Origin of the sequence: Mesorhizobium sp. Z1-4 (assembly GCF_004000235.1) — a bacterium.
Lineage (GTDB): Bacteria > Pseudomonadota > Alphaproteobacteria > Rhizobiales > Rhizobiaceae > RCIO01.
This window is the reverse complement of the sequence record NZ_RCIO01000001.1, coordinates 381,161-401,714: the sequence shown is the minus strand read 5'-3', so window position 1 is coordinate 401,714 and position 20,554 is coordinate 381,161. Positions and strand designations below refer to the sequence as shown.

Annotated in this window: 21 protein-coding genes; 9 read left to right on the top strand and 12 right to left on the bottom strand. The window is 62.0% G+C overall.

Translation table 11 applies throughout. The features are described 5' to 3' along the window. Position 1: 1 nt before the first annotated feature. From EP165_RS01975 to EP165_RS01965, 3 genes are read left to right on the top strand one after another with little or no spacing between them, the layout of a single operon-like run. Positions 2-310 (top strand): hypothetical protein, encoded by a 309-nt coding sequence (locus EP165_RS01975; protein ID WP_127519877.1) that lies wholly within the window; start codon positions 2-4, stop codon positions 308-310. Further along, entirely contained in the window at positions 310-1,932 is a 1,623-nt protein-coding gene (locus tag EP165_RS01970; protein WP_127519876.1) for an FAD-dependent oxidoreductase, read from the top strand. The genes EP165_RS01975 and EP165_RS01970 overlap by 1 nt, the downstream gene beginning before the upstream one ends. Next, positions 1,929-2,126, top strand: a complete 198-nt coding sequence (locus EP165_RS01965) for a DUF2783 domain-containing protein (protein WP_127519875.1) — start codon at positions 1,929-1,931, stop codon at positions 2,124-2,126. Before EP165_RS01970 ends, EP165_RS01965 begins: the two co-directional genes overlap by 4 nt. Before the next feature lie 40 nt (positions 2,127-2,166). Here EP165_RS01965 and hppD read toward each other — a convergent pair whose 3' ends face one another. Then, the gene (gene hppD, locus EP165_RS01960; protein WP_127519874.1) at positions 2,167-3,279 is read right to left on the bottom strand and encodes a 4-hydroxyphenylpyruvate dioxygenase; all 1,113 of its coding nucleotides are present in this window, start codon (positions 3,277-3,279) and stop codon (positions 2,167-2,169) included. Between the two features lie 125 nt (positions 3,280-3,404). Between hppD and EP165_RS01955 the strand changes: the two genes are divergently transcribed. The 4 genes from EP165_RS01955 to EP165_RS01940 all read left to right on the top strand — a co-directional run bounded on the left by EP165_RS01955 (position 3,405) and on the right by EP165_RS01940 (position 7,037). Continuing rightward, complete coding sequence (locus tag EP165_RS01955) at positions 3,405-3,878, top strand: Lrp/AsnC family transcriptional regulator (RefSeq protein WP_127519873.1); 474 nt, start codon at positions 3,405-3,407, stop codon at positions 3,876-3,878. A 101-nt stretch (positions 3,879-3,979) separates the two neighbouring features. After that, complete coding sequence (locus EP165_RS01950) at positions 3,980-5,029, top strand: TRAP transporter substrate-binding protein (RefSeq protein WP_127519872.1); 1,050 nt, start codon at positions 3,980-3,982, stop codon at positions 5,027-5,029. 158 nt (positions 5,030-5,187) lie between these two features. Further along, positions 5,188-5,718: a TRAP transporter small permease gene (locus EP165_RS01945; RefSeq protein ID WP_127519871.1), complete on the top strand. Its 531-nt coding sequence runs from the start codon at positions 5,188-5,190 to the stop codon at positions 5,716-5,718. Next, positions 5,715-7,037, top strand: coding sequence for a TRAP transporter large permease (locus tag EP165_RS01940; RefSeq protein WP_127519870.1), 1,323 nt, complete (start codon positions 5,715-5,717; stop codon positions 7,035-7,037). Before EP165_RS01945 ends, EP165_RS01940 begins: the two co-directional genes overlap by 4 nt. Here the strand turns inward: EP165_RS01940 and EP165_RS01935 are convergent. The 5 genes from EP165_RS01935 to EP165_RS01915 form a co-directional block, all read right to left on the bottom strand. Further along, on the bottom strand, positions 7,006-8,757 hold the full coding sequence (locus EP165_RS01935) for a SulP family inorganic anion transporter (protein ID WP_127519869.1): 1,752 nt from the start codon (positions 8,755-8,757) through the stop codon (positions 7,006-7,008). The genes EP165_RS01940 and EP165_RS01935 overlap by 32 nt on opposite strands. A 100-nt stretch (positions 8,758-8,857) precedes the next feature. Further along, on the bottom strand, positions 8,858-9,190 hold the full coding sequence (locus EP165_RS01930) for a protein tyrosine phosphatase family protein (protein ID WP_127519868.1): 333 nt from the start codon (positions 9,188-9,190) through the stop codon (positions 8,858-8,860). Positions 9,191-9,223: 33 nt separating this feature from the next. Then, positions 9,224-10,114, bottom strand: a complete 891-nt coding sequence (locus tag EP165_RS01925) for an MBL fold metallo-hydrolase (RefSeq protein WP_127519867.1) — start codon at positions 10,112-10,114, stop codon at positions 9,224-9,226. A 22-nt stretch (positions 10,115-10,136) separates the two neighbouring features. Then, positions 10,137-10,580, bottom strand: a complete 444-nt coding sequence (locus tag EP165_RS01920) for a DUF6691 family protein (RefSeq protein ID WP_127519866.1) — start codon at positions 10,578-10,580, stop codon at positions 10,137-10,139. A 2-nt stretch (positions 10,581-10,582) separates the two neighbouring features. After that, positions 10,583-11,014 (bottom strand): YeeE/YedE family protein, encoded by a 432-nt coding sequence (locus EP165_RS01915; protein ID WP_245439951.1) that lies wholly within the window; start codon positions 11,012-11,014, stop codon positions 10,583-10,585. A gap of 69 nt (positions 11,015-11,083) precedes the next feature. Here EP165_RS01915 and EP165_RS01910 point away from each other — a divergent pair, with 69 nt between their 5' ends. After that, on the top strand, positions 11,084-11,422 hold the full coding sequence (locus EP165_RS01910) for an ArsR/SmtB family transcription factor (RefSeq protein WP_127519865.1): 339 nt from the start codon (positions 11,084-11,086) through the stop codon (positions 11,420-11,422). Positions 11,423-11,435: 13 nt separating this feature from the next. Here the strand turns inward: EP165_RS01910 and EP165_RS01905 are convergent, their stop codons facing one another. Genes EP165_RS01905 through pcaD form a run of 6 tightly spaced genes read right to left on the bottom strand, consistent with a single transcriptional unit; the run spans position 11,436 to position 19,599 of the window. After that, positions 11,436-12,581, bottom strand: a complete 1,146-nt coding sequence (locus tag EP165_RS01905) for an acyl-CoA dehydrogenase family protein (protein WP_127519864.1) — start codon at positions 12,579-12,581, stop codon at positions 11,436-11,438. Positions 12,582-12,613: 32 nt separating this feature from the next. Further along, positions 12,614-13,813 (bottom strand): pimeloyl-CoA dehydrogenase large subunit, encoded by a 1,200-nt coding sequence (gene pimC / locus EP165_RS01900; protein ID WP_127519863.1) that lies wholly within the window; start codon positions 13,811-13,813, stop codon positions 12,614-12,616. A 12-nt stretch (positions 13,814-13,825) separates the two neighbouring features. Beyond that, positions 13,826-15,007: an acetyl-CoA C-acyltransferase gene (locus EP165_RS01895; RefSeq protein ID WP_127519862.1), complete on the bottom strand. Its 1,182-nt coding sequence runs from the start codon at positions 15,005-15,007 to the stop codon at positions 13,826-13,828. A 15-nt stretch (positions 15,008-15,022) separates the two neighbouring features. Continuing rightward, on the bottom strand, positions 15,023-16,690 hold the full coding sequence (locus EP165_RS01890) for an AMP-binding protein (protein WP_127519861.1): 1,668 nt from the start codon (positions 16,688-16,690) through the stop codon (positions 15,023-15,025). 4 nt (positions 16,691-16,694) lie between these two features. Continuing rightward, entirely contained in the window at positions 16,695-18,785 is a 2,091-nt protein-coding gene (locus EP165_RS01885) for a 3-hydroxyacyl-CoA dehydrogenase NAD-binding domain-containing protein (RefSeq protein WP_127519860.1), read from the bottom strand. Positions 18,786-18,816: 31 nt separating this feature from the next. After that, complete coding sequence (gene pcaD, locus EP165_RS01880; protein WP_127519859.1) at positions 18,817-19,599, bottom strand: 3-oxoadipate enol-lactonase; 783 nt, start codon at positions 19,597-19,599, stop codon at positions 18,817-18,819. Positions 19,600-19,748: 149 nt separating this feature from the next. Between pcaD and modA the strand changes: the two genes are divergently transcribed. After that, positions 19,749-20,549, top strand: a complete 801-nt coding sequence (modA, locus tag EP165_RS01875; protein WP_127519858.1) for a molybdate ABC transporter substrate-binding protein — start codon at positions 19,749-19,751, stop codon at positions 20,547-20,549. Positions 20,550-20,554 lie beyond the last annotated feature (5 nt).

Below are 20,554 nucleotides of genomic sequence, written 5' to 3'. Positions count from 1 at the left end.
AATGGACTTCGGTAACATCTTCATCCTCGTATCGGGGTTCTGGGGCCTGGCGATGATCGTCAACTTCGTTGACGCGATCCGCCTGTGTTACGCCGCCGAGCGGCGTTCCGGCATTTCCGGCAGCCAGAAATGGGGACTGCCGACTTACGCCAATATCTGGGCCGTTGCGATGAACCGGGGCGTCGCCCAGGATGCCGAAACCCAGGAACTGCGGCGCCAGATGAACCGGCGGCTGCTGATCATTCTCGGCGGTTTCGTGGCCTTCGGCTTGTTCATCGTGCTGGCGGTGCCGAATCTGGGCGCTGGCTGATGCCACGCTACCAATACGCGCCGTTTGCCTATCAGAAGCCGCCGGAACTTGGCGGAGCGAAGCCCAGCGGGGCGCCGGTCATCATCGTGGGAGCAGGCCCGGTCGGCCTGGCGGCGGCGATCGACTGCGCATTGCACGGCGTGCGCTGCATCGTGCTCGACGACAACAATGTCGTTTCGATCGGCAGCCGCGCCATCTGCTGGTCGAAAAGAACGCTTGAGATCTTCGACCGGCTCGGCGTTGGCGAACGGATGGTGGAAAAGGGGGTGACCTGGAAGGTCGGCCGGCTGTTTCACCGCAACCGCGAGGTCTGGAACTTTGATCTGCTGCCCGAGGCGGGCCACAAGATGCCGGCCTTCATCAACCTGCAGCAATACTACGCCGAGCAGTATCTGGTGGAACGCGCGGCCGATTTCCCTGACCTGATCGACCTGCGCTGGAACAACAAGGTTACCGGGCTCGAACGGCGCGACGATGGAGTGACTGTCGAGATAGAAACACCCGACGGGGCTTACAGCCTCGAGGCCGACTGGCTCATTGCCTGCGACGGCGCGCGGTCGCCCTTGCGCACCATGATGGGGCTCGACTTCGAGGGCAGGATCTTCGAAGAGCGCTTCCTCATCGCCGATGTCGAGATGAAGGCGGATTTCCCGTCCGAGCGCTGGTTCTGGTTCGAGCCGACATTTCATCCCGGCCAGTCGGCGCTGCTGCACAAACAGCCCGACAATATCTACCGTATCGACCTGCAACTCGGGTGGGACGCCGATCCCGAGGAAGAAAAGAAACCCGAAAACGTTATCCCGCGCATCGAAAAGGTGCTTGGCCATTCCGATTTCGAACTCGACTGGGTCTCGGTCTACACCTTCCAGTGCCGCCGGCTGGCGCGCTTCGTCCATGGTCGGGTGGTCTTTGCCGGCGACAGCGCCCATATCGTCTCGCCATTTGGCGCGCGAGGCGGCAATGGCGGCATCCAGGATACCGACAATCTGATCTGGAAGCTGGCAGCAATATTGCGCGGTGAAGCGCCGGAAAGCCTCATCCAGACATATGATGAGGAGCGCACCTACGGCTCGGACGAAAACATCGCCAATTCCGCCCGTGCGACTTCATTCATGACGCCGAAGAGCGAGATGGAGAAGCTGTTCCGCGAAGCGGTGCTGGACCTGGCCGGAGAGCATGACTTCGCACGCCGCCTGGTGAATTCCGGCAGGCTGTCGCGACCCTGTTCACTGGCCGGAATGCAATTGCAGACGCCAAGTCGCGGCGGCGAGGGCGTCGAACCAGGAACAGCGATGCCGGACGCGCCGGTGGCCAACGGCGAGGCGGGGCCGGACTGGCTGCTCGCTCACTGCGGCGGCGGCTTCGCGGTCATGTCGGTCGACGCTGAAATTCCGGATGGTCTTCCATCCGAACTCAACCGCATCGCGGTGACGGGGGATCCGGCACGCCGCACCAACGATGGGTCGGCGCTGTTCGATGTGGAAGGGCTGGTCGCGCGGCGGTATGGCGCCGGCAATGTCTACCTTCTGCGGCCCGACCAGCATGTCGCCGCACGTTTCCGCAATCCGACCGTCGGTGAAATCATGGCAGCGCTGGAGCGTGCGACAGGGACGGCGCAATGAGCGCGGACGATATCGGACACGACCGTCTGGGAGCAGCCGGTGACGATTTCTACGCCGCGCTCATGGGCGCGCATGAAGGGCTGAGCTTTGAAGAAAGCGCGCAGCTGAATGCCCGGCTGGTGCTTTTGCTCGCCAACCAGGTGGGCGATCCCGATACGCTGAAAAAGGCGCTCGCGGCAGCCGCGAAGAAATAGATGCGTCCTTCGCCGAGGCGAAAGACGCACCCGGGTGTGCTTACTCCGCAGCTTCGACCTTGAGCACGCCGCGCTTGATCTGGTCCTGTTCGATGGATTCGAACAGTGCGCGGAAATTGCCTTCGCCGAAGCCTTCGTCGCCCTTCCTCTGAATGAACTCGAAGAAGATTGGACCAATGACGGTTTTGGAGAAGATCTGCAGCAGGATCTTGGTCATGCCGCCATCGATTACGCCTTCGCCGTCGATGAGGATGCCGTGTTTCTTCATCCGTTCCACCGGCTCGTCATGGCCGTTCACGCGGTCATACGACATCTCGTAATAGGTGTCGGGCGGGCCGGGCATGAATTTGAGCTCGTTGGCTGCAAGCCGGTCGGTCGCGTCGTAGATTTCGTCGGTACCGACCGCGATGTGCTGAATGCCTTCGCCTTTGTATTTGCGCAGATATTCCGCGATTTGGCTGGTGTCGTCCTTCGACTCGTTCAGCGGAATGCGGATCTTTCCGCAGGGCGACGTGATGGCGCGGCTGACAAGACCGGTAATGCGGCCATCGATGTCGAAGAAGTGGATCTGCTTGAAACCGAACAGGTCTCGGTAGAAATCCCACCACTTGTCCATATTGCCGCGGAACACGTTGTGCGTCAGGTGGTCGAGATAATAGAAACCGACGCCCTCGGGCTTCGGGTCGCGCTCGCCGGTCCAGTCGAACTCGGTGTCGTAGGCGGAGCCCTTGTCGCCATAGGTTTCGATGAAATAGAGCAGCGAACCGCCGATGCCGATGATCGCCGGCACGTCGAGCACTTTGTCGTCGCCTTCATACGGCGTAGCGCCCTTGGAAACGGCGTGATCGAAAGCATGTTTGGCATCGACCACCCGCCAGGCCATCGATGGCGCGCACGGGCCATGCTCGTCGACAAAGCGCATGGCGTGCGAGCCGGGCTCGGCATTGATGACATAGTTGATGTCGCCTTGCCGCCAGACCGAGATCGCTTTCGATTTGTGCGTGGCCACTTTGGTGTAGCCCATGCGCGCGAACAGCTCTTCTAGCTTTGCAGGCTCGGAATGCGCGAATTCTACGAACTCGAACCCGTCGGTTCCGGCGGGGTTTTCGCCGCCGATCTTGGCGGGCGGTGCATCGTGCGGGAAAGGACCCATGGCTCTCCTCCGGGTTGGGGCGCGATATTTCCCGATCATACGCTCTTGCCTCCGCACGGAGTTTGCGTTCTGATGCCTCTGGTGGGCATTTTTCGCATGCTTCGCGCGTCGCTGGAGTGATTTACATGAGTTCCGAGCAGCTCGACGGCTTCGACCGCAAGATACTCGCGCTTCTGCAGCAGGATGCGCGGCTGACCAATAATGAGTTGTCGGCCAAGGTGAATCTGTCGCCGTCGCAATGCTCGCGGCGCAGGCAAAGGCTGGAGGACGAAGGTTTCGTCCGCGGGTATCGTGCCGTTCTCGACCGCGAGCGTCTAGGCTTCCCGCTGGTCAATATCATCACTGTCACGCTTTCCACCCACAATCGCGACAATGCCCGCCATTTTGCCCGGCTGCTGGAGCGATTGCCGGAAGTTCAGGAAGCACACGCGCTTACCGGCGAGATGGACTACGTGCTCAAGGTCGTGACGCCCGACCTTCGCTCGCTGGCCGATTTCGTCAACGGGGTATTGCTCCCGCATGACAGCGTTCAGCATGTGAAGACCGCGATCGTGCTCGAAACGCTGAAGGAAACGAACGCGCTGCCGCTTGAGACCTAGCGTGCCGGCCGGCGCCCTTTTTAGTTACATATTTTATCGGTTACATGGCCGTGCCATAAGCCGCATCAGCGAAGCGGCAAGAATCAGTTCGGGAGGATAAAATGATATCTGTAACCAGACGCATCATGATGGCGGGCATTGTGGCCGCAGCAGGCGCGATCGCGGGCCTGCAGGGCGCGGCGGCACAGGAAGTCACGCTGCGGCTGCATCAGTTTCTGCCGCCGCAGGCAAATGTTCCGGCTCACATACTCGATCCGTGGGCGGACCGGGTGGAAGCGGCGTCCGGCGGCCGCATCAAGATCGAGCGCTTTTCGGCCATGTCGCTCGGCGGCACGCCGCCTCAGCTCATCGATCAGGCAACGGACGGAGTCGTCGATCTTGTATGGGCCCTGCCGGGCTACACGCCGGGCCGTTTTCCAAGCACCGAGGTGTTTGAACTGCCCTTCATGATGACGAACGCCGAAGCGACGTCGCGCGCCTTTTGGGACATGTTCGAAAAACATATGAAGGACAACGAATTCAAGGACCTTCACATTCTCGGAACATGGGTCCACGGGCCGGGTGTGATCCACTCCAAGTCGCCGGTGACAAATCTGGACGACCTCAACGGGCTGAAGGTGCGTGCACCCACGCGCGTCATCAATGCGCTGCTGAGCGAACTTGGCGCGGCGCCGGTCGGCATGCCTGTGCCGCAGGTGACGGAGGCGCTTTCGAAGGGCGTCATCGATGCGACCGTTATTCCGTGGGAAGTGACGCCTGCGCTCAAGGTCGCCGAACTCGTCGGCAACCATACGACCTTCGGCGGCGATCATGCGCTCTACACGACCACCTTCGTGCTGGCGATGAACAAGGGCAGCTATGACCGGCTTCCCGATGACCTGAAGAAGGTGATCGATGACAATTCGGGAGCCGAGCTCTCCGCCTGGGCCGGCAAGACGATGCAGGAATACGATGCCCCGGGTCTCGAGATTGCCCAGTCGCGCGGCAACAACATCATCGAGCTGAGCGCCGATGATGCAGGGACATGGAAGAGTGCTGCGCAGCCTGTCATCGACAACTGGATAGCCGAAATGTCGGCCAAGGGCGTGGACGGCCAGGCGCTGATCGACGAAGCCCGGTCGCTGATCGACAAATACACCGCGATGCAGTGACGGGCCTGAACGCATTGACCGGTCGGGCCGCCAGGCCCGACCATTCACATCATTGATATTCAATTGTTATATACTATAACGAAATTGCGTGCCGTTGCTCTGGCCATGGCTTGCCGCTAGCGTGCAACACCATTCGGGGAACTGACTGGGGAGGAAGGATGAGCCTCGCAACGATAATGCGAGAGTTGGCGCGTGGCCTTGCCGTCTCCGGCGGCGTCGTCCTTACCGCGCTTACGATCCTGACCGTCACGAGCATCACCGGCCGGGCTTTGATCTGGGCCGGACTTTCTCCCGTTCCGGGCGACTTCGAGATGGTTGAGGCGGGTGTCGCGTTCGCAATCTTTTCGTTCCTGCCTTGGTGCCAGTTCGTGCGCGGCCACGCCAGCGTCGACATATTTACGAACTTCCTGAGCGATGGCGCCAACCGCGTCATCGACCTCGTTGCCGAATTTTTGATGACGGTCTTCATCGTCATTGTCGCCTGGCGGCTCTGGTATGGGATGCTGGACAAGATCCGCTACAACGAGACAACCTTCATCCTGCAGTTTCCGGTCTGGTGGGCTTATGCCGCGTGCATGGTCGCGGCTGCCATCGGCGCGGTAATCTCGCTCTATCTTCTATTTGAACAAGCGCGTGCCACCCTTGGAGGCAAACCGCTGTCCAGCCGCAACGGCGGGGGCGTACATTGAGCAATCTTGAGCTCGGCTTTTTGTCGTTCCCGGTTCTGATCCTTCTTATCTTTCTCAGGATCCCAATCGGCCTTGCCATGCTGATCTGCGGTACGGTCGGCAGCTACATCATTTTCGGTTCGTGGAACCCGATACTCTCTAAGCTCAAGGGCGAAACCTATTCGACCTTCTCGAGTTATTCGCTGTCGATCGTGCCGCTGTTTCTCCTCATGGGCCAGTTCGCCACGCTGGGCGGCATGTCCCGTTCGCTGTTCAAGGCCGCCGAAACCTGGCTGGGGCACAGGAAGGGCGGCGTGGCGATGGCCGCAGTGGGCGCATGCGCCGGCTTCGGCGCGATCTGCGGCTCTTCGCTCGCAACCGCCGCCACCATGAGCCAGGTGGCGCTGCCGGAGCTCAAGCGTTACGGGTATTCGGGGGCGCTGGCCACCGGCACGCTGGCCGCGGGCGGAACACTGGGCATCCTGATTCCGCCGTCGGTGATCCTCGTGATCTATGCAATTCTGACAGAGCAGAATATCGCCAAGCTGTTTGTCGCGGCTTTCATTCCAGGCATTCTGGCCGCCATCGGCTACATGATCGCAATCGCGGTTTATGTGCGGGTCAGCCCCGGGTCGGCCGGCATGCGCGAACGCGCGCCATATGCCGAGCGGTTCGCGGCCTTGCTGGATGTCTGGCCGGTGCTGCTGGTGTTTGTCACCGTGGTCGGCGGCATCTATCTCGGATGGTTTACGCCAACCGAGGGTGCTGCTGTGGGTGCCGCAGGCACCGGCATCATCGCGCTGGCAAATGGCGGATTGACCCGCACGACGTTCATTTCCTGCATATTGTCGACAGCCAGCGCCACGGCGATGATTTTCTTCATTGTCTTCGGCGCGTCGATGTTCAACAGCTTCCTGGCGCTGTCGCAGCTGCCTCAGCAGGCGGCCGAATTCGTCACCGCCCAGGGCTTCAACGCCTGGATGGTGCTGGCGTTGATCCTGTTTTTCTACCTGATTTTCGGCTGTGTGATGGATTCGCTGTCGATGATCCTGCTCACGGTGCCGATCTTTTTCCCGATCGTCACCGCGCTGGATTTCGGCCTGTCGCCGGAAGAGTTCGCCATCTGGTTCGGCATCCTGGTGCTGATCGTGGTCGAGGTTGGCTTGATTACGCCACCGGTCGGCATGAACCTCTTTGTTATCAACTCGATGGCCAAGGAAACGCCGATCCAGCACACCTATCGCGGCGTGCTGCCCTTTGTGGCTACCGACATCGTCCGCGTGATCATTCTGGCCGCGTTCCCGGCGATCACGCTTTTTCTGATGCGCCTGCTTTATTGATCCCGGCGGCAAGTTCCTGGACAGCCAGATGCTGCGACAGGAACACGCGCCCGGTAAGATGTTCCAGGAAATCACTGCGTTTGAGCCGGTCCATCACCGGGCCTTTCACTTCGCTGAGATTGAGCGTGACCCCGGATTCGGCCAGCGAGCGATTGATGTTTTCCAGTGACTCCAGCGCACTCAGATCGATGGCATTGACGGCAGGACAGACGAGAATGACGTGTTTGACATCCGGTTTTTGCGCAACGGCGCTGAACAGGAAGTCCTCCAGGAAACGCGCATTGGCGAAATAGAGGCTCTCATCGACCCGCACCGAGAGGATCGCGGGATTGGTGATCACCTCGTGCCGCAACACGTTGCGGAAGTGTTCGGTGCCAGCCACTTGGCCGACAACTGCAACATGCGGCCTCGACGTCCTGTAGAGGTGGATGAGCAGCGACAGTAGGACGCCGGCCAGGATGCCGAGCTCGACGCTCACAAAAAGCGTTACACTCATCGTTGCAAGCACGGCGGCGAAATCAGCTTTTGCGTAACGCCAGCTGCGCTTGAAGATGCCGAAATCGACGAGCGACAGGACTGCTACGATGATTGTTGCGCCAAGCGTTGCCTGCGGAAGATAGGCAAGCAGCGGCGTCAGCGTGAGCGTTGCTATCGCAATACCCACGGCGGTGAAAATGCCTGCGGCGGGTGTTTCCGCACCGGCATCGAAATTGACGACCGAGCGCGCGAAACCGCCGGTCACCGGGTAGCCGCCGGAAAAGGCCGCCGCCACATTGGCCGATCCGAGGCCGATCAGCTCCTGGTCGGGTACGATGCGCTGCCGGCGCTTGGCGGCGAGTGTCTGTGCGACCGAGACGGATTCCACGAAGCCGACGATCGTGATCAGCGTCGCGGAACCGGCAAGCGACAGCCACATCTCCGTGTCGATCGGCGGGACCGTGAGTGGTGGCAGACCCTGCGGAACGGCGCCGACAAGACGAACGCCTGCCGAGCCGAGGTCGAGGGTCCATGCTGCGATTGTGGTGACTGCGACCGCGGCGACCGGTGATGCCTTGGCAAGGACGTCAGCCCATCGGGCGCCGATGCCGGACGAAACCAGAAGCGGCTTCAGCTTGCGTCGTGACCAGAAAAGGAATGCAGCGGAGCCCAGCCCGATGACCACAGTTGCCAGATTCGCCGCGCTGGCATTCTCCCACAGCGAAATTGCGATCTCCTGAACTGTGTGCCCGGATGCGGAAACACCGAAGACGTGTTTGAGCTGGCCGGCGGCAATCAGGATACCGGATGCTGTGATGAAACCTGAGATAACGGGATGCGAAAGAAAATTGGCGAGGAAGCCAAGCCGCAAAATCCCGAGCGCCAGAAGCATGAGCCCCGAGATGAGGGCGAGGGCAAGTGCGGCGGCGATCGCCTCGCTCGACCCCGCCGGCGCTATCTTGCCGATCGCCGCCGCTGTCATCAGCGACACCACGGCGACCGGACCAACGGCCAGCACCCGGCTCGATCCGAACAATGCATAAGTGACGAGCGGCAGGATCGAGGCGTAGAGGCCTGCCTGCGGCGGCAACCCGGCGAGCATCGCATAGGCCAGCGACTGCGGGATGAGCATGATCGTCACGATCAGTGCCGCCGTGAGATCGCTCGAAAGCGTGGCGCGCGTATAGCTCGAACCCCAGGCGAGTGGAGGCCAGGAAGCCAGTATCGAAAGCCGTTCGCGCATATTGTTCTTCAGGACAAGTTCGACCGTTCACGCCCCCGAAAAGGGCATGCCGGCACGGTGTGATTGAGGGAAGCCGGCGCCGTAGCGCCGGCCGTTGGGCTCAGCCTTTCTGGCTGGCCATCATGTAGAGGTTGGTGCTGCGTGCGCCGGAGCGGCAATAGGCGAAGACCGGCCCATCGAGCTCGCCCAGCGCGGCTGCCATATCGTCGACATTGGCCTGGGTGAGCTGGCCGCTGATTGCCGGGATGTAGCGGAAGTTGAGGCCGGCTTCCTCGGCCGCAGCTTCTACCAGAGCGTGCGGCACGGCGCCGTCCTCATTGTCCGGTCTGTTGCAGATGATGCTGCGAAAGCCGGCTGCTTTGAGCGTTGCGACGTCGGAAGGGCTGATCTGACCCGAGACCGAAAATCCGTCCGCGACCTGTCTGATATCCATGATGTTCCTCTTTTCGAATAGAGCCTGGGCGGGTCAGAGTTCGTTGACCGGCACTTTCAGGTAGGTTTTGCCATCCCGATCTTTCGGCGGCAATTGCCCGGCGCGCATGTTCACCTGCAGCGACGGGATGATGAGCTTCGGCATGGCAAGCGTTGCGTCGCGTGCTTCGCGCACCGCCACGAACTCGTCTTCGGTTACACCGCTGTGTACGTGGATATTGTGCTCGCGCTCTTCCGCGACCGTGGTTTCCCATTTGATGTCGCGGCCATTCGGGCCGTAGTCGTGGCAGATAAAGAGCCGCATCTCGTCCGGCAGCTCAAGCACGCGCATGATCGAGCGATAGAGCTCGCGTGCGTCGCCGCCGGGAAAGTCGGCCCGGGCCGAGCCGCCATCGGGCATGAACAGCGTGTCGCCGACAAAGGCGGCATTGCCGATCACATGCGTCATGCAGGCCGGCGTGTGGCCGGGCGTGTGCATGGCATAGGCGGTCAGCGTGCCGATCTGGTAGCTGTCGCCATCCTTGAACAGCTGGTCGAACTGCGAGCCGTCGCGCTGGAATTCGGTGCCTTCGTTGAAAATCTTGCCGAACGTGTCCTGCACGATCGTGATGTTTTCACCGATGCCGAGCTTGCCGCCCATCTTCTGCTGGATGTAGGGCGCAGCCGACAGATGGTCGGCATGCACATGGGTCTCGATGATCCACTCCAGCTTCCAGCCGTTGGAACGGATATACTCGATGATCTCGTCCGCACCGTCATAGGTGATGCGGCCTGCGGCGTAGTCGATATCCATCACTGAATCGATGACGGCGCAGGCATCCGAGTTCGGATCCTTCACGATGTAGGACACCGTGTTCGTCGGCTCGTCGAAAAACGCTACGACTTCGGGCTTGACGTTCAGATCGGGCTGGAAGGGGAGGGTCATCTTGATGCTCCTTCTATGCTGTCTAGCTGCGCGCCGGGGCAGGCTGGGCGATACGCTGCTTCAAAAACCTCGCCACGATAATACCGGCAATCATGGCGCCGACGAAGGTCGGAGTTTCGGAATAGCCGAGGCCAAGCGCGGGTATTGCGCCGCCCGGGCAGAAACCCGACATGCCCCAGCCAATGCCGAACAAAGCCGAGCCGCCGACGAGTTGCCAGTCGATGGAACGCTTCGTCGGCAGGTCGAAGCTGGTCTCGAAGGCAGGCTTGGTCTGCCGGCCGAAGACGATCCGGTAGCCGATTGCTGCAACAACGAGCGCGCTCACCATGACCACGAGCAGGCTCGGATCCCAGGTGCCGGCGATGTCGAAGAAGTTGAGCACCTTGGCGGGGTTCGCCATGCCTGAAATGGCAATGCCGATACCGAAAACGCCGCCGATGAGGAGGGCTGATACAAGCTTGTTCATGGTCAGCCTCCAATCACGTGACGAATGACGTAAACGGACGCGAAAGTCGCAACCATGAAGATCGCAGTCGCGGCGATGGAGCGCGGCGAAAGCCGGGCCATACCGCACACGCCATGGCCACTGGTGCAGCCGGAGCCGAATGTCACGCCGATGCCGACAATGACGCCGCCTGCGATCAGTATGCCGGTGCTCGGCGGAACGGCGAAGCCGATCTCGCCGCCGGCCGCGACAAAAATCACCGGCGCGATGATGGCGCCAGCCAGGAAGGCGGCGCGCCATTGCCAATCGCTGGCCACGGGTGGCAAAACACCGCCCAGGATCGCGGTCATGCCGGCAACGCGCCCATGTAGCGCCATGAGCAGAACAGCCGAAAGTCCGATAAGTGCGCCGCCGGCCAATGAAAGCCAGGGCGTGAATTCTGTAATCGAGCCCATAATCACTCCGTTGGGTTGCGATTGGCATCAAATATGATAATATGTTCATATATGCAATAGGAGAAATGCATGCTTGATTTGGACAAGCTGTCGCAATCCGCAGAGGAGGCCGCGGAGCTGCTGTCAGCGATCGCAAACGCGAACAGGCTGATGATCCTCTGCAACTTGCTGAATGGCGAGATGGCGGTGCTGCCGCTGGCAGAGGCTGTGGGCATGAGCCAGTCGGCTCTTTCGCAGCAGCTTTCCAAGCTGCGCGCGCTCAAGCTCGTTTCGACACGCCGCCAAGGCCGCACGATCTATTACAGCGTGGCGTCCGACAAAGTGTCGCGCGTTCTGGCGCTGCTGTACGAGATCTATTGCGCCCCCGCAAAGGCGCAACAGGAGAGCCGGCAGGCGGTGACTGCCTGATCTGACTTGCGTCCTAGCCGAAAAGGCCACCACGTTCCGCAAGCCGCCGCAGATGATGATCGTGATCGCCGAAGGTGAGGTCGATCGATGTCATGCGCTTGAAATAGTGGCCGACGGCATATTCCATCGTCATGCCCACGCCGCCATGCAACTGAATGGCGTTTTCGCCGGCCAGCTGACCCGCCCGCCCAATCTCGGCTTTCGCGGCATTCATTGCCCGGCTGCGTTCGTCTTCGTCGTCGCTGTCGGCCATCATCGTCGCGTAGAGCGTGATCGAACGCGCCTGTTCCAGCGCCACGAAGATGTCCACGGCCTTGTGCTGCAGAACCTGGAATGCGCCGATAGGTACGCCGAACTGTTTGCGCACCTTGAGATATTCGAGCGTCAGCGCGTGCAGCTTTTCCATGACGCCGATCGCTTCTGCACTGAGTGCGGCGATCGCCTCGTCCGCCACCCGGCGAATGATTGAAAGCCCGTCCCCGGGATCGCCGATTACGCTGGCAGCCGGAACCGTCACTCCATCGAGTGAAATCTCCGCAGCATGCGTACCGTCCTGGTTGGTGTAGCTGCGCCGTGCAAGACCCTCGGCCTTGGCATCGACCATGAAAATGCCGATCCCGTTCATGTCGCGTATGTCGCCGGCGGTGCGTGCCGTGACGAAGATGTGGTCCGCTGCGTCGCCGCCCAGCACGACGCTTTTCTGGCCGGAAAGCACCCAGCCGTCGCCATCTCTCCTGGCAACTGTCTCGACATGGTTGAGATCGTAACGCGAATTGCGTTCCGTGTGCGCAAGCGCAAGCTTGAGCTCGCCGCCCGCCACCAGCGGCACGAACTCGGCCCGCTGCTCCGCCGAGGCGCCGTGCCGCAGCACGCCGCCGCCAAGCACGACGGTGGCGAAATAGGGCTCCAGCACAAGCGCCCTGCCAAGCGCCTCCATAACGATCATGGTCTCCACGGGCGAGCCGCCAAGCCCGCCGTCTTCTTCGGCGAAGGGAAGTGCCATCAGCCCCATCTCGGCATAGGCGTTCCACATCTCGCCGCTCCAGCCGTCCGGCTGCGCCATGATCTTCATGCGTTTCTCGAAGTCGTATTTGTCGGCCAGCAGCCGGTCGAGCGAATCCTTGAGAATCGACTGTTCTTCGGTGAGGTCAAAATCCATGGTCTGTTCCGAATATCCCTATCGGCCGGGGCTCAAAGCCCCAGCACCGCCTTGGCGATGATGTTCTTCTGAATCTCGTTCGAGCCGCCGTAGATGGAGACCTTGCGATAGTTGAAATAGCCGGGCGCGGCCGAGCCCGCATAGTCCGGCTCGATCGGCGGTTCGTTCGAACCCTCGATATCCTCGTGATAGGGCAGGGCGTGCGGGCCCATGACCTGCATCAGAAGATGCGTGATGCCCTGCTGGATCTCCGAACCCTTGATCTTCAGGATCGAGGATGCCGGATCGGGCCTGCCGGTGTTGCCGCGCTTGGCATCTGCCGCGACAACCCGCAGCTGGGTGAGCTCCAGCGCTTTCAGGTCTATCTCGATCGATGACAGCTTTTCTCGGAATCGCGGGTCCTCGATGAGCGGACGCCCGCCCGACATCTCCTTGGCCGCAAGTTCGCGTACCCGCGCGATGCGCTGCTTCGACATGCCGACGCGGGCAATGTTGGTGCGCTCGTTGCCAAGCAGGAACTTCGCGTAGTCCCAGCCCTTGTTTTCCTGGCCGACGAGATTTTCGACAGGCACCTTCACATCGGTGAGGAACACCTCATTGACCTCGCGTCCCCCATCGATAGTGATGATCGGACGCACCTCGATGCCGGGCGTGTTCATGTCGATCAAGAGGAAGGAAATGCCTTCCTGCTTCTTCGCCTCAGTGTCGGTGCGCACGAGGCAGAAGATCCAGTCGGCATATTGGGCGAGCGTCGTCCAGGTCTTCTGGCCGTTGACGATGTAGTGGTCGCCATCGCGCACCGCGCGCGTCTTCAGCGAAGCGAGATCGGAGCCGGCGCCCGGCTCCGAAAAGCCCTGACACCACCAGTCGTCGAGATTGGCGATGCGCGGCAGGAAGCGCTTCTTCTGCTCTTCATTGCCGAATGTGTAGATCACCGGGCCGACCATGTTCACGCCGAAGGGCAGCGGAGAAGGGGCCGGATAGCGCTGCAGCTCTTCCAGGAAGATGTATTGCCGCATCGGGTCCCAGCCCGTGCCGCCATATTCTTCGGGCCAGTGCGGAACCGCCCATCCCTTGTCGTTCAGGATGCGCGTCCATTCCACCATGTCGTCTTTGTCGAGGTGCTCGCCCTCGCTCATCTTGGCGCGCGTTTCGTCGGGCACGTTTTCGGCGAAGAAGGCCCGGACCTCGTCGCGGAATGCCAGTTCCTCGGGCGTGAAGCGCAGTTCCATCAGGACCTCCCGTCAGTTGATCTCAAACAGGCCGGCAGCACCCATGCCGCCGCCAACGCACATGGTCACCACGGCATATTTCACGCCCCGGCGCTTGCCCTCGATGAGCGCATGGCCCGCTAGCCGCGAGCCGCTCATGCCGTAGGGGTGGCCGAGCGCGATCGCGCCGCCGTTCACGTTGAGCTTTTCGGGGTCGATACCGAGCTTGTCGCGGCAATAAATCACCTGCACGGCGAATGCCTCGTTGAGCTCCCACAGGCCGATGTCGTCGACCTTGAGCCCGTGCCGCTCCAGCAGCCGCGGAACGGCAAATACCGGGCCGATGCCCATCTCGTCCGGCTCGCAGCCGGCAACGTTGAAGCCGCGGAAAATGCCGAGCGGCTCAAGGCCGCGTTTTTCGGCCTCCTTGGCGCTCATCATGACGTTGGCCGATGCACCGTCGGACAGCTGGCTGGCATTGCCTGCGGTAATGCAGCCGCCCTCGCGCACCGGCTTCAGGCTGGCAAGGCCCTCGGCGGTTGTCTCCGGGCGCGGACCCTCGTCATGCGCCATTGTCAGCTCCTTGTGGCTGACTTCTTTCGTTTCCTTGTCGATGACGGCCATGCGCACGTCGATCGGTGCGATCTCGGCATCGAAGCGGCCGGCCTCGCGGGCGGCGGCCACGCGGCGCTGGCACTCCAGACCGTATTCGTCCTGCTGCTCGCGGCTGATGCCGTAGCGCTTGGCGACGTTTTCGGCGGTGTCGATCATCGGCAGATAGACATCGGGTTTGATGTCCATCAGCTTCTCATCGACCAGCCGGTAGGTGTTGCGCTTGTCATTCTGCACCAGGCTGATCGATTCCAGTCCGCCGGCGATGCCGACGGTCAGCCCGTCATTGCGTATCGCGTTGGCGATAACCGCCATCGACTGAAGACCGGATGAGCACTGGCGGTCGATGGTCGTGCCGGCGACAGTGACCGGAAGCCCTGCGGTCAATAACGCGCGTCGCGCGACATTGAGCCCGGTCGCGCCTTCCTGCATCGCGCAGCCCATCACCACATCTTCGATCTCGCCGCCGTCGAGCCCGGAGCGTTGCAGCGCCGCGGCAATGGCATGGCCGCCCAGCGTGGCGCCCGGTGTGTCGTTGAGGGCGCCGCGATAGGCCTTGCCGACGGGCGTGCGGGCAGTGGAAACGATAACCGCCTCGGTCATGTTGTTCTCCTCGGGTTACGAAGCCGGAACGGCTTTGCGCCGCTCCGCCTCTTCCTGTTTCAGTTCGAGTTTCGAAAGCTTGCCGACCGGCGAGCGCGGCAGCGCATCGCGGATTTCGAGCGCCGCCGGCAGCTCATGCGGCCCAAGCCGGTTCTTGAGAAAATCACGCAGTGCATCGAGCGTCAGCGGCGCGGCGCCCTTGCGCAGCTTGACGAAAGCCTTCGCTGCCTCGCCGCGATAATCGTCGGCCACGCCGATCACGAGAGCCTCCTCGACGTCGGGATGTTCGTAGATCGCCTGCTCGATGAGCTGCGGGTAGATGTTGAACCCGCCGCTCAGGATCATGTCCTTCTTGCGGTCGACGATGGTGAAGAAGCCTTCATCGTCCATGAAACCGATGTCGCCGGTGAGAAAGCCGTTCGGCGTGAAGGCGGCGGCGGTTTCGTCCGGCCGGTTGTAGTAGCCCGTCGCAACATTCGGCCCGACAATGCGCAGCTCGCCGGTCTCGCCGGGCGGCAGCACGCGGTCGGGGTCGTCCAGCGCAACGATGTCCATCCAGATACCCGGAAGCGGCACGCCGATGGTACCCACCATGTCCGGCCGCGTGACCGGGATGTTGGTGCCTGCCGGCGAGGTCTCTGTCATACCCCAGCCGCCGAGCAGGTCGTGGCCCGTGCCGGCTTTGATCTTGCGCGCCACCTCGACTGGCAGCGGCGCTCCACCTGAGGCGCAGTAGCGCAGGCTGGAGAAATCCCGGCTGGCGAAATCGGGTTGCGCGGCCATCGCGATCCACATGGTCGGCACGCCGGGAAAGCTGGTCGCACCGGCCTCGATTTCGCGCAACGCCGTCTCAGGATCGAAACGCGTGTGCAGGATGGTTTCGACCCCGTTGTTTACTGCGCGCAGCATCACAGCAGACAGCGAATAGATGTGAAAGAGCGGCAGGAACAACACCACGCGGTCTTCCCCGGGGCGCATGAGGCCGAACCGTTCGAACCACAGATCGTAGCTCGATACCGAGGTCGAAAGGTTGCGGTGCGTCAGCATTGCGCCCTTCGGCAGACCGGTCGTGCCACCGGTATATTGCAGCAGCGCCAGATCGTCGGGGGAGACCGTGGGAAAGGACGCATCGCCGGCTTGATCGAGAAACGTTGTGAAATCGACGATGCCCGCGCCTTCGGGTTTCGGTCCCGTTCCGTCGGATGTGCCAAGCTCTGCATCGTCGCCGACGATGACGGTTTCCACGCGGCGGTCCGCAAGCAGGCCGGCAGCGCGCTCCGCCATCTTCTCGAAATTTGTCGTGACGAGGACGCGCGCACCGCTGTCGGCGATCTTGTGCCTCAGCACGATGTCGCCATCGAGCGGCGACAGATGCACCACCGTGAGCCCGGCTTTGACGGCGCCGAAAAAAGCGACTGGATGGTAGAGCGTGTTGGGCAGCAAGAGCGCGACACGGTCGCCATTTTTCAGCCCTGCCGCCATGAAGCTGCGCGCGCAGCGGTCGACAAGCTCCTTCAAGGCGACGAAGCTGGTCTTACGCCCGCGAAACCGAAACGCCGTCTTGTCGCCCCACTTTGCCGCGGCCCGATCCACGATGTCGTGGATCGGGTAGGCATCGAGTTTCGCGTCCGGGGCAAGTCCCGGTGGATAGATACCTTTCCAGGGGGCGTTGGCGAGGTCCATCAGCCTATGCGGGACGTGCCGAAAAGCTGCCGCCGGTCGCTGCCAGCTGTTTGATCGAAGCAGCCGGCTTGAAGACTTCGTTGCCGGTCTTGCCGTACCAGTATTCGAGCCGCTCCACGATTTTCGGCAGCCCCACGAGGTCGGCCCAGAACATCGGGCCACCCTTGCCGATCGGAAAACCGTAGCCGTTGGTCCATACGATATCGATGTCGGATGGACGTTGTGCGATCTTCTCTTCGAGAATTTTCGCGCCCTCGTTCACCATCGGATAAAGCGAGCGCTCGATGATTTCCTCGGCTGAAATGGCGCGTCGGTTGATGCCGGCCTCTCGCGCCTTCTCCTCGATCAAGGAGTTGACCTCAGGGTCGGGTTTCGGTTTCCGGGAGCCGTCCTCATAGAGGTAGAAGCCTTTGCCGGTCTTCTGGCCGAAGCGGCCCATCTCGCACAGCGCGTCGCCGATGGCCGCCGTCTTGCCCAGCGATTTGCGGTTGCGCCAGCCAATGTCGAGCCCGGCGAGATCGCCCATCTGGAACGGACCCATCGGCCAGCCGAAATCGAGAAACGCTTTGTCGATCTCCTCCGGCGTTGCGCCTTCCAGAAGCAGCGCTTCGCCTTCCGAAGACCGTGCGGAAAGCATGCGATTGCCGACGAAGCCGTGGCACACGCCAACCACGACGGGCACCTTGCGCATGCGCCGCCCGGCCTCGAGCGCGGTGGCCAGAACATCGGGTGCGGTCTTGTCGCCGCGCACGATCTCCAGAAGCCGCATCACATTGGCTGGCGAGAAGAAATGCATGCCGACCACGTCCTGCGGGCGGCTTGTCGAGGCGGCGATTTCGTTGACGTCGAGATAGGAGGTGTTGCTGGCCAGAACCGCTCCCGGCTTGGCGACGGCGTCGAGCTTGCCGAACACTTCCTTCTTGATCGGCATTTCTTCGAACACCGCTTCGATGATGAGGTCGCAATCTGCGAGGTCGGCATAGTCGGTCGTGCCGGTGATGCGGCCGAGCCTGGCGTCCTTTTCGTCGGCAGTTATCGAACCGCGGTCGACCGACACCGAGTAGTTTTTCGCAATCATGCCGAGCCCGCGCTCAAGCGCTTCATCGGTCATTTCCAGAATGGTGACCGGCACGCCGCCATTCGCCAGCGACATTGCGATGCCGCCGCCCATGGTGCCGGCACCGATGACGCCGGCCCGTTTGATCTGCCGCGGCTGCACATCCTTGCCCACGTCCGCAACCTTGGCTGCCTCGCGTTCGGCGAAGAAGAGGTGGCGCTGGGCGCGCGACTGGTCGCCCTGCACCAGGTGAATGAAGGCGTCGCGCTCGGCCTTGAGCGCCGCGTCGAAATCCATCTCGATCGCGTTGCGGACGGCTGCCGCCGCCATCACCGGAGCTTCCAGACCGCGCGCCTTGCGCGTCACTTCCTTGATCAGCCCTTCGAAGCCCCCGGTGTTGGCGCGTGTCTCAGCGAGTTTTTCGTCGCGGTCGCGCACCCGTACCAGCGGCGCGTGCTCTGCGAGCTTGGCCTTCGCGAACAAAACGGCGTCCTCTCCGAGATCGCCTTCGGCGATCGCGTCAACCAGGCCTGCCTTGGCCGCATCGGCGGCGCCGATCGGGTTGCCCGACACGATCATCTTCAGCGCTTTTTCGGGGCCGACAATGCGCGGCAGCCGTGCCGTGCCGCCGGAACCCGGCAGCAGGCCGAGCTTCACTTCCGGCAAGCCGAGTTTGGCCGACGGCACCGCGACGCGGAAATGACAGGCGAGCGCTAGCTCCAGCCCGCCGCCGAAGGCGGTACCGTGAATGGCGGCAACGACCGGCTTGGGCATGTCTTCAAGCAGGGCGCACAAATCGGGCAGGTTCGGCCGCTTCAGCGCGTTTTCCGTCCCGAATTCGGTGATGTCCGCGCCGGCGATGAAGGTGCGCCCGGCGCAGGCAATGACGATGGCCTTCACGCCGTCATCGGTGCCGAGCGTTTCCAGCGCGGCATAAAGCGGCTCACGCAGGCGAAAGCTGAGCGCGTTGACCGGCGGATTGTCCAGCGTGATGACCGCGATGTCGCCTTCGAGCCGCGTCGTAACGATATTGCTCATTCTTTCTCCTGTTGTGCCGCCGCTACGGACTTTATTGCTGCAAGAATTTTCGGATCAGCGCGGCGGTTGCCGCCGGCTGCTCGATGCAGGGCAGGTGCCCGGCATCTTGTACGATTTCGAATCGCGCACCTTCGATAAGGCGGGCGGTCGAGCGTACGAGGTCTGGCGGGGTGGACCCATCCTGATCGCCGACGATGCACATGACCGGCACTTTAAGTGCGCGCGTGGATTCCGTCAGGTCGGCATCGCGCAGCGCCGCACAGGTGCCGGCGTAGCCATCGACGGTGGTCCGTTCCAGCATCGCCGTGTAGCCGATGAAATCCGCATTGCCGGGAGCGCGAAACGCCGGAGTGAACCAGCGTTCCAATATCTGGCTGGAGATCGACGCAATGCCGCTTTTGGTGACGGCTTCGATGCGCATGTTCCACAACTCGTCGGTGCCGATCTTGTGCGCGGTGTCGCAAAGCACAAGCCGTTCCACCAGCTCGGGCCTGAGCGCGGCAAGTCCTTGAGCGATCATGCCGCCGACCGAGAGGCCGACAATGGTCGCATTTTCGATGCCGAGATGATCGAGAAGCAAAGCGAGGTCAGCAACATGGTCTGTCAGCGCATAAGGGGCGGGGGTTGCTTCGGAAAGCCCGTGCCCGCGCTTGTCGTAAAGCACGAGCCGATAGTCACCGGCCAGCGCGTCGGCAACCGCTTCCCAAATACGGAAATCCGTACCCAGCGAGTTGGAGAACACGATTGCGGGTCGATCCGGCGCGCCGCGCACCGCATGATGAATGACGACGCCGTTTACACGCGCGAACCGCATTCGTTCTCCTCCCAAGGCGGACATACTACCGAGTATGTTGCAATCGCGCGGTGGGGTCAATCACCCCCGCACGGGGCTGCATGGTCCGACATTGACCGTTATATGTGTGGGTATATAACGGTCCCGATTTGTGATTGTTGGTACACCCTGTGAGCGATGTACGAAACCGGATAGGTGCGGTCCTGTTGGCAATTGGGCTGCTCCTTGGCGCCGCCGGTCTGCCGCGCGCGGCTGCCGCCGAGGAGCGATTGCTGGTTTTCGCCGCCGCGAGCCTGAAGAATGCGCTGGACAAGGTATCCGGCGCCTATCAGGCGACAACAGGCCAGCGCGTGGTCGTCTCATATGCCGGCAGCTCCGCACTCGCCCGGCAGATCGAGCAGGGCGCTCCGGCCGATATCTTCATCTCCGCCGATCGCGACTGGATGGGCTGGCTGTCCGAACGCGGGTTGATCGACCGGCAAAGCGAAACGGCGCTGCTCGGCAACCGGCTCGTTCTCGTAGCGCCCTCCGGCTCCGGCCTCGCCGTCGAGATCGCCCCGGGATTTGACCTCTCCACCCTGCTTGCGGGCGGCCGCCTGGCGGTCGCCAACACCGATGCCGTGCCCGCAGGCCGATATGCAAGGGCAGCGCTGGAAACGCTCGGTCTCTGGAGTTCCGTTTCGGGTGAGCTGGCGCAGGCGGAGAATGTGCGTGCGGCCCTCGCACTTGTCTCTACCGGTGAAGCACCGCTCGGCATCGTCTATAAGACGGACGCGAATGCCGACACGAGCGTCCGCATCTTGGACACCTTTGCTGAGACGGCACATCCTCCGATCGTTTACCCGGCGGCGATCCTGTCCGGTTCGGAAAATCCCGGCGCCGCCGCATTGATGGAATTTTTGCGTGGTGATACGGCCCGCTCGATTTTCGAGGCCGAGGGCTTCGAAGTGCTGAGAAAGCAGGGAGGCTGAAGCGG

What these genes read in the sequence shown, in the direction of transcription:
- EP165_RS01975 (WP_127519877.1), top strand. Translation starts at nt 2, where the DNA reads ATGGACTTCGGTAACATCTTCATCCTCGTATCGGGGTTCTGGGGCCTG.
- EP165_RS01970 (WP_127519876.1), top strand. Translation starts at nt 310, where the DNA reads ATGCCACGCTACCAATACGCGCCGTTTGCCTATCAGAAGCCGCCGGAA.
- EP165_RS01965 (WP_127519875.1), top strand. Translation starts at nt 1,929, where the DNA reads ATGAGCGCGGACGATATCGGACACGACCGTCTGGGAGCAGCCGGTGAC.
- hppD (WP_127519874.1), bottom strand. Translation starts at nt 3,279, where the DNA reads ATGGGTCCTTTCCCGCACGATGCACCGCCCGCCAAGATCGGCGGCGAA.
- EP165_RS01955 (WP_127519873.1), top strand. Translation starts at nt 3,405, where the DNA reads ATGAGTTCCGAGCAGCTCGACGGCTTCGACCGCAAGATACTCGCGCTT.
- EP165_RS01950 (WP_127519872.1), top strand. Translation starts at nt 3,980, where the DNA reads ATGATATCTGTAACCAGACGCATCATGATGGCGGGCATTGTGGCCGCA.
- EP165_RS01945 (WP_127519871.1), top strand. Translation starts at nt 5,188, where the DNA reads ATGAGCCTCGCAACGATAATGCGAGAGTTGGCGCGTGGCCTTGCCGTC.
- EP165_RS01935 (WP_127519869.1), bottom strand. Translation starts at nt 8,757, where the DNA reads ATGCGCGAACGGCTTTCGATACTGGCTTCCTGGCCTCCACTCGCCTGG.
- EP165_RS01930 (WP_127519868.1), bottom strand. Translation starts at nt 9,190, where the DNA reads ATGGATATCAGACAGGTCGCGGACGGATTTTCGGTCTCGGGTCAGATC.
- EP165_RS01925 (WP_127519867.1), bottom strand. Translation starts at nt 10,114, where the DNA reads ATGACCCTCCCCTTCCAGCCCGATCTGAACGTCAAGCCCGAAGTCGTA.
- EP165_RS01920 (WP_127519866.1), bottom strand. Translation starts at nt 10,580, where the DNA reads ATGAACAAGCTTGTATCAGCCCTCCTCATCGGCGGCGTTTTCGGTATC.
- EP165_RS01915 (WP_245439951.1), bottom strand. Translation starts at nt 11,014, where the DNA reads ATGGGCTCGATTACAGAATTCACGCCCTGGCTTTCATTGGCCGGCGGC.
- EP165_RS01910 (WP_127519865.1), top strand. Translation starts at nt 11,084, where the DNA reads ATGCTTGATTTGGACAAGCTGTCGCAATCCGCAGAGGAGGCCGCGGAG.
- EP165_RS01905 (WP_127519864.1), bottom strand. Translation starts at nt 12,581, where the DNA reads ATGGATTTTGACCTCACCGAAGAACAGTCGATTCTCAAGGATTCGCTC.
- pimC (WP_127519863.1), bottom strand. Translation starts at nt 13,813, where the DNA reads ATGGAACTGCGCTTCACGCCCGAGGAACTGGCATTCCGCGACGAGGTC.
- EP165_RS01895 (WP_127519862.1), bottom strand. Translation starts at nt 15,007, where the DNA reads ATGACCGAGGCGGTTATCGTTTCCACTGCCCGCACGCCCGTCGGCAAG.
- EP165_RS01890 (WP_127519861.1), bottom strand. Translation starts at nt 16,690, where the DNA reads ATGGACCTCGCCAACGCCCCCTGGAAAGGTATCTATCCACCGGGACTT.
- EP165_RS01885 (WP_127519860.1), bottom strand. Translation starts at nt 18,785, where the DNA reads ATGAGCAATATCGTTACGACGCGGCTCGAAGGCGACATCGCGGTCATC.
- pcaD (WP_127519859.1), bottom strand. Translation starts at nt 19,599, where the DNA reads ATGCGGTTCGCGCGTGTAAACGGCGTCGTCATTCATCATGCGGTGCGC.